Below are 15,348 nucleotides of genomic sequence, written 5' to 3'. Positions count from 1 at the left end.
GCGCCTTCCCGCTTTTCAACCATGCGATCCTGAAGATCTGACACTCAACACCACAACAGAATTCTCCTCTATATTTCGCCATTCGTTAAAATAAACAATCAATAAATCATTATGTTATTCGAACAAATCCGCAGTGCTACATCCATCGTTACCTTCGGCGGTATCCGCTTTCTGGTAGATCCGTGGTTTGCCCCCAAGGGAAGCGTCCCCCCGATTCCGGGTTCACCGAACCCCGACCTGAGCTGTCCGCTTTGCGATCTTCCCAAACCCATCGAAGAACTTTTGCTCGTCGACGCGGTTATTGCGACGCACCTGCATTTTGACCATTTTGATGAAAGCGCCATGCGATGCATCCCGCCCGACATGCCCATCTTTGCTCAGGATGTTTACGATGCCGACACTCTCACAAAGCGCGGATTCCGCCATGTCATGGTGCTGACGTATGCCGGTATCAAATGGAAGGGCGTAACCTTGCACAAGACCCCTTGCCAACATGGACAGGCAGCCAACATGTGGGCTATGTACGAGCGGGCTCAGATGCGCGGAGAAGCTTGCGGCGTTGTCATGCAATCACCGACGGAATCTCAAGTGCTCTACATGGTCGGTGACAGCATCTGGTACCCGGGCGTGCAGGCAAGCATCGACACATACAAACCGGGAGTTATCATCGTCAATGCCGCAGGAGCGTGCATAACCGATTTCGGGCTTATCATTATGGGATTAGAGGACGTGCAAAGCGTGCTGGACTACGCCCCTCAAGCCACCGTCGTCGCTTCACACATGGACAACGTCGGTCACGCCACGGTCTGGAGACGCGACCTGAGAAAGCTTCGGGACGAAAAAGGATACGGTCAGCGGCTTCTCATTCCGGAAGACGGCACTGTATGTCAGTTTTAAGCCTCGGCTGCTCGTTGTCGCAGAGCCGCTTGGGCCTGTCTCTGCAGGAGCGGGTCCAAGCGCGGGCCATCGCCTGCGAGGCTCTCGCGACGAAGGGCTGAGAGCCCGGCCTCTCGGACGGTGTCGCCGCAGCGGCGCTCGCATATACAAGTTATTGCATTTCAAGAGCTCGTGTTTTGTTTCGGCCTTCGAGGATTTGGGGCTTGACAAAGTTGTCGGCGAGTGGTAAACCGCTGCGGCCGCAGGTGCCAAAACCCTGCGGCCGGATCTGCCATGAACGGCTTTTTCCTTACGCTGCGGCGCTGGCTGCCGCTTTTCGGTCTGACGGTTGCTACCTTCGTGTTCAATACGACGGAGTTTATCCCCATCGGGTTGCTCAGTGATATCGGGCGCTCCTTCGGTATCGGCGAGGCGCAGACCGGTCTGCTTATTTCGGTTTACGCTTGGATGGTGGCGCTGCTGTCGCTGCCTTTGATGATGCTCGCGGCTCGGGTGCCTTACCGCCGTTTGCTGCTCGGTACGGTGGCGTTCTTTGTGCTCTGCCACGTGGCCTCGGGTTTTGCGAGTAGTTTCGGGATGCTGATGGCTTCGCGCATCGGGGTCGCCTGCACGCATGCGATTTTCTGGTCCATTGTCTCTCCGATTGCGGTGAGGATTGCGCCGCGGGGCAAGGATGCGGTTGCGCTGGGTATGATTCTGGGCGGCTCGTCGATTGCGATGATTGTCGGGCTGCCGCTCGGGCGAGCGATTGGTCTGCATCTGGGATGGCGTGCGTCCTTTTTCGGCATTGCCGGCTGTGCCGCCGCGCTTTTTCTGCTGCTGCTCTGCTGTTTTCCGAATGTCGCGCCGCAGAAGCAGCAGAGTTTCCGCTTCGGCGAGCTGCTGCGCCGCAAGTCGCTGATGGTGCTCAATATCTTCACGCTGCTGCTCGTGACGGCGCACTACACGGCCTACAGCTACATCGAGCCTTTTCTCGCGCAGGCGGCGCACATCAGCGACCACGCCATTACGGTGAGTCTCATGGTCTTCGGACTGGCCGGCATCATCAGCAGCGTGCTTTTCTCTCTGGCTTTTCGCCGATATGCCGGTCTCTTCGCTCTGCTGCCCGTCGCGGGTATCACCTGCCTGCTCCTCGGGCTGCCTCTCTTTGCCGCAAGCTTCCTGAGTATTGCCCTGCTCTGCGTGCTCTGGGGGATGTGCATCACGACTTTCAATCTGGTGGCGCAGACGACGGTTCTTCACTATGCTCCGAAGGATACGACTCTGGCCATGGCCATGTACTCGGGTATCTATAATGTCGGCATCGGCCTCGGGTCCGTCATCGGCGGGCGCGTGGAGTCTCAGATGTCGGTCGGCTGCATCGGCTACGTCGGCGGCGGCATCGCTCTGCTGGCTCTCGCTTTCTACGCCCTGAGTTTGCGCCCCTACACCCGCGAGCTCTGCGCTCGGAGATCCTGAGCCCGCGGACGGGAGTCCTCGACGGGAGTTTGAGGACGGGAGTTCGCAGCGCGTGTCCGCAGGCGGGAGTTCGCAACGCATGCCCGCAGGCGGGAGTTTGAGGACGGAGTTCGCAACACGAGTCCGCAGACGGGAGCCCGCGGACGGAGTTTGCAGCGCGAAGCGGCGGACGGCGAGGCGGCGTGCCGCCGCACACCCGACTCGCCTCGCCATGGCCGTGCAGCTCCGCGGGGGATGCACGGCGGAGCTGTTCTGTGCGGGCTCCGCGGGGGATGCACGGCGGAGCTGTTCTGCGCGGGCTGCCCTGTGCAGGGCTGCTCTGCGGCTCCGAGGCTCTCGGGCTCAGCCGCGACCCGTTCCCGAAAAAAGCCCCCGGCCTCGCGCGGCGAGGTCGGGGGCTTTGGGGATTGACGGAGCTACAGGAGCTGCAAGCGGGCTCAGCAGCCGCAGGCGGGCTCGTCTGCCTCCTGCGCCTTGAGCAGGGTATCGCAGGCGCAGCAGAAGTTGCGGTCGCCGTAGGCGTTGTCGACGCGAGAGCAGGACGGCCAGAACTTGTGCAGGCGCTGCCCGGCAGCCGGGTAGGCAGCCTGTGAGCGCGTGTAGGCGTGCGTCCACTCATCCGCCGTCACTTGCAGCGCCGTGTGCGGGGCGTTGACCATGACGTTGTCGTCGGCGGGCACCTTGCCTTCGGCGACGGCCGTCATTTCGGCGTGGATGCTGATCATGGCGTCGATGAAGCGATCGAGCTCGGCCTTGCTCTCCGATTCCGTCGGTTCGACCATGAGGGTGTCGTGCACGGGGAAGCTCATGGTCGGCGCATGGAAGCCGTAGTCCATGAGGCGCTTGGCGATGTCGTCGACCGTCAGGCCGCTCTTGCGGAGCATCTCGCGCGTGTCGAGGATGCACTCGTGAGCCACCAGACCGTTGGCGCCCGTGTAGAGCGTCGGGAAGTAGGGAGCCAAGCGGCGCGAGACGTAGTTGGCGTTGAGGATGGAGACCTGAGAGGCCTCCGCAAGGCCCTCGCTGCCCATCATGGTCAGGTACATCCACGAGATGGGGCAGATGCCGGCCGAGCCGTACTCCGTCGAAGAGACGGCACCCTGCGTTTGCGCGGCCCCCTGCACGCCGTGTCCGGGCAGGTAGGGCGTGAGGTGCTTGGCGCAGCAGATGGGGCCGACGCCGGGGCCGCCGCCGCCGTGGGGCATGGCGAAGGTCTTGTGCAGGTTGAGGTGGCAGACGTCGGCGCCGATGAAGCCGGGGTTGGTGAGGGCGCACTGGGCGTTCATGTTGGCGCCGTCCATGTAGACTTGGCCGCCGTTTTCATGCACGATGCGGCAGAGCTCGGCGATGCCGGGCTCGTAGACGCCGTGGGTGGAGGGGTAGGTGACCATGATGGCGGCGAGGTCGTCGCGGTTGGCCTCGGCCTGGGTGCGCAGGTCGTCCATGTCGATGTTGCCCTGCTCGTCGCACTTGACGCCGACGACCTTGAAGCCGGCCATGGCGGCCGAGGCGGGGTTCGTGCCGTGCGCCGAGGCGGGGATGAGGCAGACGTTGCGGTGCGCCTGTCCCTGCGCCACCTGATAGCGGCGAATCGTCAGCAGACCGGCGTACTCACCGGCAGCGCCGGAGTTGGGCTGCAGGGAAACGCCGTCGAAGCCCGTGACGACGGCGAGCATTTTCTTGAGCTCTTCGAGCATGCGGCGCATGCCTTCGCACTGGTCGGCGGGGGCGTAGGGATGCAGGCAGGTGACCTGCTTCCAGGTGATGGGCATCATGATGGAGGCGCAGTTGGCCTTCATGGTGCAGGAGCCCAGCGGAATCATGGCTTCGTTGAGGGCGAGGTCTTTCGATTCGAGACGGTGGATGTAGCGCATCATCTCGGTCTCGGAGTGGAAGACGTGGAAGCAACGGGGCGTGCAGAAGGGCGTCTCGCGGCGCGGCATGCACTTGCCGCCGCAGCACTTGTGCTCGATGCAGGGGACGCCGAAGGCGGCGCAGAGGGCTTCGAGGTCGGCCTGTGTCGTGGTCTCGTCGAAGGAGACGGAGACGGTGTCGGCGTCGATGCGGCGGATGTTGTAGCCGGCCTTGAGGGCGGCGGCCGTCAGTTCGTCGGCGCGGCCGGGGGTGCGGACGGCGACGGTGTCGAAGAAGCGGCGGGTCGCTATCTCGTAGCCGCCTTCGCGCAGGGAGGCGGCGAAGTCCTTGGCCTGATGGTGGGCATGGCGGGCGATGGAGGCGATGGCCTCGGGCCCGTGGTACATGGCGTAGAAGGTGGCGAGCAGAGCGGTGAGCACCTGCGCGGTGCAGATGTTCGACGTGGCTTTCTCGCGGCGGATGTGCTGCTCGCGGGTCTGGAGAGCGAGGCGGTAGGCGGGTTTGCCTTCGCGATCAACCGAGAGGCCGATGTAGCGGCCGGGCAGCTTGCGCTTGAGCGCATCGGTGCAGGCCATGAAGGCCGCCGAGGGGCCGCCGTAGCCCATCGGGATGCCGAAGCGCTGGGTGGAGCCGAGGCAGACGTCGGCGCCGAAGGTGCCGGGCTCGCGCAGGAAGGTGAGCGCCAGCAGGTCGGCGGCTACGCAGCAGAGGGCCTTGACGGCGTGGCAGCGCTCGAAGAATTCGGCGTAGTCCTGCACTTCGCCGAGGTTGTCGGGGTACTGCACGAGCACGCCGGCAAGCGTGGGGACGGTGGCGGGGTCAAAGCTCTTCCAGTCGCCGATGATGAGTTTGACGCCGGTGGTCTCGCAGCGGGTGCGGATGACGTCGATGGTCTGCGGGAAGCAGCTGTCGGCCACAAAGAAGGTGTCGGATTTGGCTTTGGCGCTGATGCAGAGGTGCACGGCCTCGGCGGCTGCGGTGCCCTCGTCGAGCATCGAGGCGTTCGAGACGGGCAGGCCCGTGAGCTCGCAGATCATCGTCTGGAAGTTCATGAGCATCTCGAGGCGCCCTTGGGCGATCTCGGGCTGGTAGGGGGTGTAGGCGGTGTACCAGCCGGGGTTCTCGAAGACGTTGCGCTGGATGACCGGGGGCATGAAGGTGCCGTAGTAGCCTTGGCCGATGAGGCTGTGGGCGGGCTTGTTGGCCGCGAGCACGGCGTCGAGTTTGGCGAGGGCATCCTGCTCGCTGAGGGCGGCGGGCAGGTCGAGGGGCTGAGGCAGGCGGATGTCGGCCGGCACGATGGCGGCTGTCATTTCATCGAGGCTCTTAAAGCCGATGGTTTCGAGCATCCGGCTGATGTCCTCGTCGGAGGGGCCGATGTGGCGGGGGACAAAGGAGGTGAGTTTCTTATCCATGAATCGAGCAAATGGTGTTGAGCAAAAGTAAAAGAAGCGGCCGCGTGCCTTTCGGTCGCGCGGCCGCTGTGAGTGATTCAGCCCTTGCAGAACTCTTCGTAGGCGGCAGCATCCATCAGACCGTCGAGCTCTGTCGGGTCGCTGAGGCGAACCTTGAAGATCCAACCGGCGCCATTGGCATCGGCATTGACGGTGTTGGGCTCGGCGTCGAGCGCCTCGTTCACCTCGACGATTTCACCCGAAACGGGGGTGTAGACGTCAGAGGCGGCCTTGGTGGATTCGACGGCAGCGACGTTGTCACCGGCGGCGCAGGTATCACCCACGGCGGGAAGGTCAACGTAGACGACTTCACCCAGTTCGGCCTGGGCGTGATCGGTGATGCCGACGGTCACCACGCCGTCGACGGCGGGGCTGACCCATTCGTGCTCCGAGGAGTACTTGTACTCAGCAGGAATAGTGCTCATATCAGTAGTGTGTGGTGGGATTTTCCCGACGGAATCGGGAGGAGGGTTGTTGCTCCGACGGCGGCGGATGCTCGGCCCCGCCGCCTCTCGGAGCGGGGGTTACTTCTTGAGGAAGGGTTTCTTGACGATTTGGGCGGGAACGGCTTTGCCGCGCACGATGATGTTGACGTCGGTGCCGACTTTGCCGAGGGCCGCCGGCACGTAGGCCATGGCAATGCCCTTGCCGAGCGTCGGCGAAAGGATGCCGCTGCACACCGTGCCGAGGGGGGTGCCGTCGGGCAGCTGCACCTCGTAGCCGTGGCGGGGCGGTGCGCCCTTGCCTTTGTACTCGATGGCGACGAGGGCGGTGGGGCGTCCCTCGGCCTTCTGGCGGCGGAGGACGTCGACGCCGATGAAGTCTTTGCTCAGGTCGCAGCACCAGGAGAGGCCGGCCTCAAGCGGGGTCTTTTCCGGCGAGAGGTCGGAGCCGTTGAGCGAGTAGCACATTTCGAGGCGCAGGCTGTCGCGAGCGCCGAGGCCGCAGGGCTTCGCTCCCGCGGCGAGCAGTTTCTCAAACCACTTGACGCCCTGCTCGGCGGGGCAGAAGAACTCAAAGCCGTTTTCACCGGTGTAGCCGGTGCGGCAGACGATCAGGGCGTCGCCGTCGCACTCGAAGCAGAGGATGCCGTTGCGAACGGGCAGCGTCACCCCCGGGCAGAGGCGCGCAAAGACGTCTTCGCAGGTGGGGCCCTGCACGGCGAGGCCGACGAAGGCGTCGCTCTTGTTCTCCAGCACGATGCCTTCGGGTTTGCGGGCAGCCAGCCATGCGTAGTCTTCGTCAATCATCGAGGCGTTGACGACGATGAAGTAGTCGTCTTCGGCGAGGCGATAGATGATCAGGTCGTCGATGACGCCGCCCTTCTCGTTGAGCATCATGGAGTACTGACCCATGCCGTCGACGAGCTTTCCGAGGTTGTTGGTGAACATACCGTTGAGCCACTCGGTGCTGCCGGCGCCGTTGACGAGAAATTGACCCATGTGGGAGATGTCGAAGACGCCGCAGGCCGTGCGAACGGTGTTGTGTTCATCGATGATGCCGCTGTACTGGACCGGCATGTTCCATCCCGCAAAGGGAACCATCTTGGCTCCCAGTTCCACGTGCTTGGCGCAGAGGGGAGTGCTCTTCATCGTGTCCGCATTCATGCAGCGGCAGTTTAATTCATAGCGCCTCGGAAGTCAAGCTTATAACCATCATACGCGGCGGAAATTAACGGCGCGGCGGCTAGGGCAAAAAACGCCCCCGCTCCGGCAGAGCCGGGCGGGGGCGTGAATCAAAGGCGTGGGGTTGCCGCAAGAGGCGGCTCTATGCAGCAGTTTCCGTGTCTTACGCCTGCGGAGCCGGAGCTTCGCCGGCGGCCTCGGCTGCCGCAGCCGCTGCGGCAGCGGCCTTCTCAGCTTCGAGCTTGAGGCGAAGTTTTTCGGGCAGCTTGACTTGGATGTGGATGTCGCGCAGCTGGTTGGGCTCGGCGGGGGCGGGCGAATCGCTCATGAGATCGGCGCCGCGGTTGTTCTTCGGGAAGGCGATGACTTCGCGGATGGATTCGCAACCGCCGATGAGCATGACGACGCGATCGAGGCCGAGGGCCAGACCGCCGTGGGGCGGGGCGCCGAAGGAGAAGGCGCTGAGGATGTGCCCGAACTGCTCTTGGATGGTCGCTTCATCGAGGCCGAGGGCACGGAAGGTCGCATCCTGCAAATCGCGCTCGTGGATACGGATGGAGCCGCCGCCCAGCTCGTTGCCGTTGAAGATGACGTCGTAGGCTTCGGCGCAGAGATCGGTGCTGATCTCGCCGCGAAGGACTTTGTCGACGTCCTCGGGGACGGGGCGCGTGAAGGGGTGGTGGATGGCGCAGAAGCGCTGCTCCTCGGCGTCCCAGCCGAAGAGCGGGAAGCGCGTGACCCAGAAGAGGTCGACGTCCGTGTTGCCCTTGAGCAGCTCCATGTAGCCGGCGCATTCGAGGCGCACGCGGCCGAGGATGGTGCAGCTCTCTTCCCACGGGCCGGCCGCAAAGAAGATGCAGTCGCCGCTCTCGATGTTGAGGCGTTCGCGCAGGGCGTCGATTTCCGCATCGGTCAGGCGCTTGGTGATCGGGCTCTTCCAGCCGTCGCGGTCGTTGACGTCGCGCACTTTGATGTAGGCGAGGCCCTTGGCGCCGGCTTCGACGGCCGTCTTGGTGAGCGAGTCGACCTGACCGACGGAGGGCGAGAAGTTTTTGGCGTTGATGGCCTTGACCACGCCGCCGTTGGCGACGGCGCCGGAGAAGACGCGGAAGTCGCTCTTGGCGAAGATGTCCGAGCAGTCGGTGAGCTTCATCTCGAAGCGGCGCTCGGGTTTGTCCGAGCCGTACTGGTCCATGGCATCATGCCAAGTCATGCGCGGGAAGGGCGTGACGATGTCGCGGCCGACGGACTCCTTGAAGACGCGCTTGAGCATCTGTTCGACCCAGTTGTAGATGTCCTCGGGCGTGATGAAGGAGGCCTCGATGTCGATCTGCGTGAACTCGGGCTGGCGATCGGCGCGCAGGTCTTCGTCGCGGAAGCAGCGAGCCACTTGGAAGTATTTCTCCATGCCGGCCACCATGAGCAACTGTTTGTACTGCTGCGGCGCCTGCGGAAGGGCGTAGAAGCAGCCGGGGCTCAGGCGGCTGGGGACGAGGAAGTCGCGGGCGCCTTCGGGCGTGCTCTTGGAGAGGATGGGAGTCTCGATCTCCAAGAAGCCCTGCTCGTCGAGGTAGTCGCGCATGGTCTTGGTGATGCGGTGGCGCAGAATGATGTTGCGCTGCATGTTGGCGCGGCGCAGGTCGAGGAAGCGGTACTTGAGGCGGATATCCTCGTTGGAAACGGTGCGATCGAGCTGGAAGGGAAGAACGGCCGCGCGGTTGAGCACCTTCATGCTCTCTGCTTCGACCTCAATTTCACCCGTGGGAAGGTCGGGGTTGGTGGCGTCGACCTCGTCTGTCTTGAGTCGCCCGACGACCTTGCCGGTGACGCTGATGACGGATTCGACGCGCAGGGCTTCGGCCTGCTTGGCGAGATCGGCATTATTCTCAGGGTGGAAGACGACCTGAGTTTTGCCTTCGCGGTCGCGAAGGTCGATGAAGATCACGCCGCCGTGGTCGCGAACGGTGTCCACCCAGCCGGAGAGGGTGACCGTCCGGCCGACATCGCTCAGGCGAAGCGCATTGCAGTTGTGTGTACGATAAGTGCTCATGTTGAATCTGTTGGGGGCTTTATACGAGGCCTGCCGCACGGCAGGGCGCCACAGCGGGCGCAATGATACTCCTGACAGGCTGAATGTCAAGTCTGTTTTTGTTTCACTTTGCGGCGCTTTCGGCGCCGGGGCGGCTTTCGGCATCGGCGTCGCCGGGCTCATCGTCTTCGGCCTCCTCGTCGGGGTCTTCGGGCAGGAACATGTCGAGCAGGCTTTCGAGGTCGGTGTTGTAGGTCTCGCGCGTGGCGAGGACTTTGAGCTGCAGTTCGGGATATTCGCTGCCGATGACGATGGCGTAGGTGGCGCCGATTTTGTCGGCATGTTTGAGCTGGGCGCCCATCTTGGAGGCCGAGAGGGGGATGTCGACGCGCACGCCGGCGTCGCGCAGGGCGGAGGCGAGGGCGAGCATCTCGGGGCGCTTGTCCGGGTCGGCCAGCACGCAGTAAATATCGCAGTTCTGCGGGCGGGTGGCGGCGTCGCGCAGGTCGCGCGCGGTCGGGCAGGCCTCGATGAGGTGGGCGATGACGGCGTCGCCCATGGCGAAGCCGGTGGCGGGCATGTCCACGGAGCCGTTGGAGAGGGTTGAGACGAGGCCGTTGTAGCGGCCGCCGCCGGCGACGGCGCGCAGGGTGTGCCCTTTGTCAAAGATTTCAAAGACGAGCCCCGTGTAGTAGGCGAGGCCGCGCACGACGGAGAGGTCGAGCTCGACGTAGTCCTCCAAGCCGCGGGCACGGAGTTCGTCGACGACGGCCTCGTAGCGCGGGGAGCAGCCGGCGGGCGGGTTGCCGATGAAGGCGACGAGTTCGTCGCGCGTCAGGCCGAAGGCGTCGAGCTTCTGCTGGCAGACTTCGGGGCGGTCGCGCTCGAATTTGTCCACGATGGCGAGGAAGTCGCCGGTCTTCTCTTCGGGCACGCCGTGCTCGGCGGCGTAGCGCAGCCAAACTTCGCGGTCGCTGACGCGCACGACGAAGTCGTCGGCGGTGAAGCCGAATTCGCGCATGCAGTCGATGGCCAGTGCGATCAGCTCGGCATCGGCGCCCGGGCCGTCTTCTCCGAGGATGTCGGCGTTGAACTGCACGAACTCGCGCAGGCGACCCTTCTGCGGCTTCTCGTAGCGGAAGCAGGAGCCGATTTCAAACCATTTGAGGGGTTTGGCGTACTCGCGCTGCACGCCGGCGGCAATGCGGCCGAGCGAGGCCGTGAGTTCGGGGCGCACGGTGATGTCGCGGTCGCCTTGGTCGCGGAAGCGGAAGAGTTGGGTGGGCAGTTCGCCGCCCGATTTCTTGAGGTAGAGCTCGGTCGGTTCGATGGTGGGGCCTTCCCACTCTACGAAGCCGTAGCGGTGTGCGACCTGTCGCCAGGTGTTGAAAAGATAGTTGCGGAGGGCGCATTCCTGCGGGGCGAAGTCGCGGAATCCGGGCAAGGGTTGGAAGCGTGCGTCTGCCATGGTGTTTTGTTTTCGCGCGCTATTATACTCTTCAAACGGCATTTGGCAAGTGCGGATGTGTCACATGCGGCACGCGAGTTTTTCGTTCGCATGTGCGCGAGATGCTCGGCCCGCGGATGAGGGCGGCCTACTGAGGCGGCCGATGCCCCGGGGCGAAGTCCGATACTCCATGCCGAACGATACTCTGCGTCGGGTGACGGCGGAGCGGGGGAGGACGCACCGCCGAGGGCTCCCGCGACGGAGCGCGTCCGCACATCGGCTCTCGCATTGACCGAGGGCGCGGGCTGTGTTACACTGGAGTCATGGCACGCGCGGATTACCACACGCACACACCCCTCTGCAGACATGCCGAGGGGAGCCCCGAGGAATACGTGAAGCAGGCTCTGGCTCTGGGTCTGGCCGACTACGGCATCTCCGACCACATGCCGATGCCCCACGACGAGCCCGTCCCTTTTGACAGCTGGCGCATGAAAACGGCTCAGTTGCCGCTCTACCGCGAGTGGATTGACCGCGCGCGCACAGCAGCCGCCGGCCGCGATTTGCGCGTGCTCGCCGCGCTGGAATGCGACTGGCTGCCGGGCATTGAGCCCGTCATTCGCGAGTTGCGCGCGCAGGGCGGCTGGGATTACCTGATCGGCTCGGTGCATTATCTCGGCTCGCGAGGGTCGGTGGATGATTCGCTCTATGCCCGCGAGCCACTCTCGGACTCGGTGGAGGAGGACTGGGCGCTGTACCGCGAGGCGGTGCTGAGCATGGTGCAAAGCGGTCTCTTCGATGTGGTCGGTCACATGGATTTGGTCAAGATCTGGGGTCGGCGCACGCAGGAGCTGCTGACGCTTTTCTGGGAGCCGGTTCTCGACGCCATCGAGGAGCGTGGCTTGGTGGTCGAGCTCAACACGGCGGGACGCTACAAGCCCTGCGGCACCTTTTACCCCGATGAGGATGTGCTGCGCGAGCTGCTGCGGCGGCAGATTCCCGTGGTGATTGATTCGGATGCACACGCGCCGTCGCATCTGTCGCGCGACTGGGAGGCGGCGCTGCGCCTGCTGCGCGATCTGGCGCCGCGGGGCTTGTGCGAATGCCGCTGTGCCGCGCCCGTCTCGGGCACTGAACTTCACGCCTTTCTTTCCCGCTGACTATGGATCTTTTTGAATACGCCCGCCAAGCGGCTCCCGCCGAAGAAGGCCGCGAGATGACGCACGAGGCTTACGTTGAGCTCTGCGAGCGCATCCGCCGCAACAATGAGCTCTATTACGCTCAGGCTCAGCCCGAGATTTCGGATGCCGAATACGATGCCCTCTACCGCAAGCTGGAGCACGCCGAAGATGCCCACCCCGAGTGGGTAACGCCCGATTCGCCGACGCAGCGCGTGGGCAACGACCTCACGGAGGGTTTTGCGAAGGTCAGCCATCCGCTGCCGATGCAGAGCATTGATGATATTTTTGAACACAAACCCGAGCAGGGCGAGAGCGATGCGGAGCTGACGGCGTTTTACCGCGGGCTTTGCGAGGCGATGCACGAGGCGGCTCCGCTCGCGGTGGTCGAGCCTAAAATCGATGGCTGCGCGGTGACGCTGATGTACCGCCGCGGGCGGCTTCGCTATGCGGCGACGCGCGGCGATGGCCGCACGGGTGATGATATTACGGCGAACGTGAAGACGATTGCCGCCATTCCGACCCGCCTACCCGAGGGTGCTCCCGAGGTGCTGGAGGTGCGCGGCGAGATTTTCATGCGCTCGGCAGATTTTGAGGAGCTCAATCGCCTCCGCGATGAGGAGGGTCTGCCCGCTTTCGCCAACCCGCGCAATGCGACGGCCGGCACCATCAAGCTGTTGGATGCGCGCGAGGTGGCGCGCCGCCCGCTGAGTTTTCTGGCGCACGGGCTCGGGCTCTACGAGGGCGAACCTCTGCGCACGGCGGATGACTTTGAGGCTCTGCTCCGGCGCATGGGTATTCCCGTCAACACGCCGATGATTCGCGTGCACTCGCTCGACGAACTCAGGGCAGCCGTGCGAGCCATCAATGAGCTGCGGCCGCAGCTCGGCTTCGCGACGGACGGTGCGGTCATCAAGCTGTATGATTTCGCCGCGCGCGAGGCGCTGGGCTCGACGGCCAAGGCGCCGCGATGGGCGGCGGCTTTCAAGTATCTGCCGGAGCAGAAGCCGACGCGGCTGCGCGCGATTACGGTGCAGGTGGGGCGCACGGGGGTGCTGACGCCGGTTGCGGAGCTGGAGCCGGTGCGGCTCTCGGGCACGATGGTGTCGCGGGCGACTCTGCACAATCAGGATGAGATTGAGCGCAAGGATATTCGCATCGGTGATACGCTGCTGATGGAGAAGTCCGGCGAGATTATCCCGGCGGTGGTGAAGGTGCTGACGGAGTTTCGCCCGGAGGGGGCCCTGCCCTACAGTCTGTATGAGGCCGTGGGCGGTGTCTGCCCGAGCTGCGGGGCTCCGATTTCTCAGGTGGAGGGTCAGGTGGCGTGGCGCTGCACGAGTTTCGATTGCCCGGCTCAGGCGGTGATGCGCACGACGTATTTCTGCCGCCGTGAGAATCTGGATGTGGAGGCCGTGGGCGAGACGGTGGCGGAGGCGCTGGTGCGGCGGGGGCTGGTCAGCAGCCCGATTGATTTGTTTGAGCTCGGCGAGGAGGATTTGGCGTCGCTCAATCTCGGCACGGACGAGGAGCCGAGGCGCTTCGGCGTGAAGAATGCGCGGCGCGTGCTCGCGGCGCTCGAGCGTGCTCGGCAGCTGCCGCTCTCGCGCTGGCTGGGGGCGCTGGGCATTCCGGGCGTGGGGTCGGTCACGGCGCAGGTGATCAGCCGCAGCCACCGCGATCTGGCTCAGCTGGCCGATTCTCCGCTGCTGGAGCGCCTGCTGAAGATTCAGGAGATGATTCGCGAGTTGCAGCAAATCAACCCGAACTCATCCAAAAACGCTCTCCACAGCCGCGAGGCTCGCGACGCTGCGGCCTCGCCCGAGGAGAGGCTGCGCATGGAGGCGGAGAACCGCGAGCACAAGGCGTCCATGATGCAGCGCGCGCAGCAGCTGGAGGAGGCCATCATGACGGAGGCAGGCGAGCTGGATGCGGCGCAGGGTTTCCGCGTGAGCAAGGGCTCGCAGTCGGGTTTTCAGCTGGCGCTGGAGAATCCGATCGGGCACGTGGCAACGCTTTACACGGCGAGCTTTTTCCGCTCGGAGGCCGGGCGCCGCCTGCTCGATAAGATGGGGGCTCTCGGCATCTGCCCGGTCTCGGATTCCTACGGTGCGGGAAAGGCGGCCGGGCCCTTGGAGGGCATGTCGGTGGCCATCACCGGCACGCTGAGTCGGCCTCGGGCGGTTTTTGCAAAGATGATCGCCGATGCGGGCGGCAAGGCGGCGTCCGCCATCACCAAAAACACGAATTATCTGCTGACGGGAGAGGGCGGCGGCTCCAAGCGGGAGAAGGCCGCCAAGCTGGGGGTGCCGACGCTGACGGAGGCGGAGTTTCTGCGTCTGCTGGAAGCCGAGCCGTCGCCTGCCGAAGAGTCCGCCGCCGAACAGCAGACCAACACGGAGAAGCCCGAGGAGCCATGAACGGACGCGCCCTGATTTACGGCACGATTGCCATCGACACTTTGTTGACGCCGACGGGGAGCGCGCATGCGGTGCTCGGCGGCTCGGGTCCCTATGCGGCTCTGGCGGCTCGCTTGGTGACGGATCGCTGCGATCTCATCGGCGTGGTGGGCGATGATTACCCTCCGGCTTTTCGCGAGCAGATGGAGGCCTGCGGGGTGAGCTACCGCTATGTGGAGCAGATCGCCGGCCGCACCTTTGCGTGGACGGGGCAGTACGAGCGGGATATGAACCATCGCCGCAGTCTCTCAACGCTGGAGGGGGTGCAGGAGGTCTGGCAGTTGCAGCTGCCGCCGGAGCTGCGCTCGCCCTCGGTGGCGGTGGCCTGCAATGTGACGCCGCGCCTGCAAACGCGGATGATGGAGCAATGCGAGCGCAGCGCTTTCTCCATGGCGGATTTCATGGAGTCGTGGATTTTGCGGGAGCGAGACTACGTGAACGGTCTGCTGGCGCGGGTGGATCTCGCGCTGATGAACGACAGTGAGGTCTGCTGCTTTGCCGGCACGGGCGACGTGCTCAAGGCCGGGCAATGCCTGCTGGAGGCGGGGCCGCGCTACGCCATCGTCAAGCACGGCAGTGCGGGCTCAACGCTGCTGTATCGCGGGGCCTCCGGCGAGCCGGAATTCTTCCGCCTGCCGGCTTGGCCACTGCTGCATGCGGAAGACCCCACCGGCGCGGGGGACGCTTACATGGGGGCTCTCGCGGGCTCTCTGACGCTCTGCGCTTGCCCCGAAAACCCGAGACCGGAGGATCTGAAGCGCGGCATGGCCGTCGCGACGGTGGTGGCTGCCGCTGTTTGCGAGCGCTTCGGCGCGGAGTCTCTGATGGCTCTCACGCCCGAGATTATGCAGGAGCGTCTGCGACGCTTTCGCGCCATGACTCAGTGGTTGCTCTGAGCGGATGCGCTCTCTCGCTTTCCCTCCCCGCCC

10 protein-coding genes are annotated in these 15,348 nt (G+C 64.4%); 5 read left to right on the top strand and 5 right to left on the bottom strand.

The window, feature by feature from the left end; translation table 11 throughout:
- The first annotated feature begins 111 nt into the window (after positions 1 to 111).
- Both AC6UAL_RS04910 and AC6UAL_RS04905 read left to right on the top strand, forming a co-directional pair.
- Positions 112 to 897, top strand: coding sequence for an MBL fold metallo-hydrolase (locus tag AC6UAL_RS04910; RefSeq protein ID WP_500682252.1), 786 nt, complete (start codon positions 112 to 114; stop codon positions 895 to 897).
- A 273-nt stretch (positions 898 to 1,170) separates the two neighbouring features.
- Positions 1,171 to 2,355 carry a sugar transporter gene (locus AC6UAL_RS04905; protein WP_500682251.1) on the top strand — a complete coding sequence of 395 codons (1,185 nt, stop codon included), beginning with the start codon at positions 1,171 to 1,173 and terminating at the stop codon, positions 2,353 to 2,355.
- Positions 2,356 to 2,792: 437 nt separating this feature from the next.
- On the opposite strand, the gene gcvP is transcribed toward AC6UAL_RS04905, so the two are convergent.
- The 5 genes from gcvP to hisS all read right to left on the bottom strand — a co-directional run bounded on the left by gcvP (position 2,793) and on the right by hisS (position 10,806).
- Complete coding sequence (gcvP, locus tag AC6UAL_RS04900; protein ID WP_500682250.1) at positions 2,793 to 5,645, bottom strand: aminomethyl-transferring glycine dehydrogenase; 2,853 nt, start codon at positions 5,643 to 5,645, stop codon at positions 2,793 to 2,795.
- 77 nt (positions 5,646 to 5,722) lie between these two features.
- Entirely contained in the window at positions 5,723 to 6,109 is a 387-nt protein-coding gene (gcvH, locus tag AC6UAL_RS04895; RefSeq protein WP_500682249.1) for a glycine cleavage system protein GcvH, read from the bottom strand.
- 99 nt (positions 6,110 to 6,208) lie between these two features.
- Positions 6,209 to 7,291: a glycine cleavage system aminomethyltransferase GcvT gene (gcvT, locus tag AC6UAL_RS04890; RefSeq protein ID WP_500682248.1), complete on the bottom strand. Its 1,083-nt coding sequence runs from the start codon at positions 7,289 to 7,291 to the stop codon at positions 6,209 to 6,211.
- A 181-nt stretch (positions 7,292 to 7,472) separates the two neighbouring features.
- Positions 7,473 to 9,359, bottom strand: coding sequence for an aspartate--tRNA ligase (aspS, locus tag AC6UAL_RS04885; RefSeq protein ID WP_500682247.1), 1,887 nt, complete (start codon positions 9,357 to 9,359; stop codon positions 7,473 to 7,475).
- 103 nt (positions 9,360 to 9,462) lie between these two features.
- Positions 9,463 to 10,806 carry a histidine--tRNA ligase gene (hisS, locus tag AC6UAL_RS04880; protein ID WP_500682246.1) on the bottom strand — a complete coding sequence of 448 codons (1,344 nt, stop codon included), beginning with the start codon at positions 10,804 to 10,806 and terminating at the stop codon, positions 9,463 to 9,465.
- Positions 10,807 to 11,108: 302 nt separating this feature from the next.
- Here hisS and AC6UAL_RS04875 point away from each other — a divergent pair, with 302 nt between their 5' ends.
- Genes AC6UAL_RS04875 through AC6UAL_RS04865 form a run of 3 tightly spaced genes read left to right on the top strand, consistent with a single transcriptional unit; the run spans position 11,109 to position 15,315 of the window.
- Complete coding sequence (locus AC6UAL_RS04875) at positions 11,109 to 11,942, top strand: histidinol-phosphatase (protein WP_500682245.1); 834 nt, start codon at positions 11,109 to 11,111, stop codon at positions 11,940 to 11,942.
- A gap of 2 nt (positions 11,943 to 11,944) precedes the next feature.
- Positions 11,945 to 14,380: an NAD-dependent DNA ligase LigA gene (gene ligA, locus AC6UAL_RS04870; protein ID WP_500682244.1), complete on the top strand. Its 2,436-nt coding sequence runs from the start codon at positions 11,945 to 11,947 to the stop codon at positions 14,378 to 14,380.
- Entirely contained in the window at positions 14,377 to 15,315 is a 939-nt protein-coding gene (locus AC6UAL_RS04865) for a PfkB family carbohydrate kinase (RefSeq protein ID WP_500682243.1), read from the top strand. Before ligA ends, AC6UAL_RS04865 begins: the two co-directional genes overlap by 4 nt.
- Positions 15,316 to 15,348: the final 33 nt, after the last annotated feature.

The organism is Candidatus Parakkermansia intestinigallinarum (assembly GCF_944389695.1).
In the GTDB taxonomy this organism is placed as follows: Bacteria; Verrucomicrobiota; Verrucomicrobiia; order Verrucomicrobiales; family Akkermansiaceae; genus Akkermansia; species Akkermansia intestinigallinarum.
The sequence above is the reverse complement of the archived record's forward strand: the minus strand, read 5'-3'. Positions and strand labels throughout refer to the sequence as shown.

Excerpts from the sequence above, each read along its gene's own strand:
- AC6UAL_RS04910 (WP_500682252.1), top strand. The coding sequence starts at position 112 with ATGTTATTCGAACAAATCCGCAGTGCTACATCCATCGTTACCTTCGGC.
- AC6UAL_RS04905 (WP_500682251.1), top strand. The coding sequence starts at position 1,171 with ATGAACGGCTTTTTCCTTACGCTGCGGCGCTGGCTGCCGCTTTTCGGT.
- gcvP (WP_500682250.1), bottom strand. The coding sequence starts at position 5,645 with ATGGATAAGAAACTCACCTCCTTTGTCCCCCGCCACATCGGCCCCTCC.
- gcvH (WP_500682249.1), bottom strand. The coding sequence starts at position 6,109 with ATGAGCACTATTCCTGCTGAGTACAAGTACTCCTCGGAGCACGAATGG.
- gcvT (WP_500682248.1), bottom strand. The coding sequence starts at position 7,291 with ATGAATGCGGACACGATGAAGAGCACTCCCCTCTGCGCCAAGCACGTG.
- aspS (WP_500682247.1), bottom strand. The coding sequence starts at position 9,359 with ATGAGCACTTATCGTACACACAACTGCAATGCGCTTCGCCTGAGCGAT.
- hisS (WP_500682246.1), bottom strand. The coding sequence starts at position 10,806 with ATGGCAGACGCACGCTTCCAACCCTTGCCCGGATTCCGCGACTTCGCC.
- AC6UAL_RS04875 (WP_500682245.1), top strand. The coding sequence starts at position 11,109 with ATGGCACGCGCGGATTACCACACGCACACACCCCTCTGCAGACATGCC.
- ligA (WP_500682244.1), top strand. The coding sequence starts at position 11,945 with ATGGATCTTTTTGAATACGCCCGCCAAGCGGCTCCCGCCGAAGAAGGC.
- AC6UAL_RS04865 (WP_500682243.1), top strand. The coding sequence starts at position 14,377 with ATGAACGGACGCGCCCTGATTTACGGCACGATTGCCATCGACACTTTG.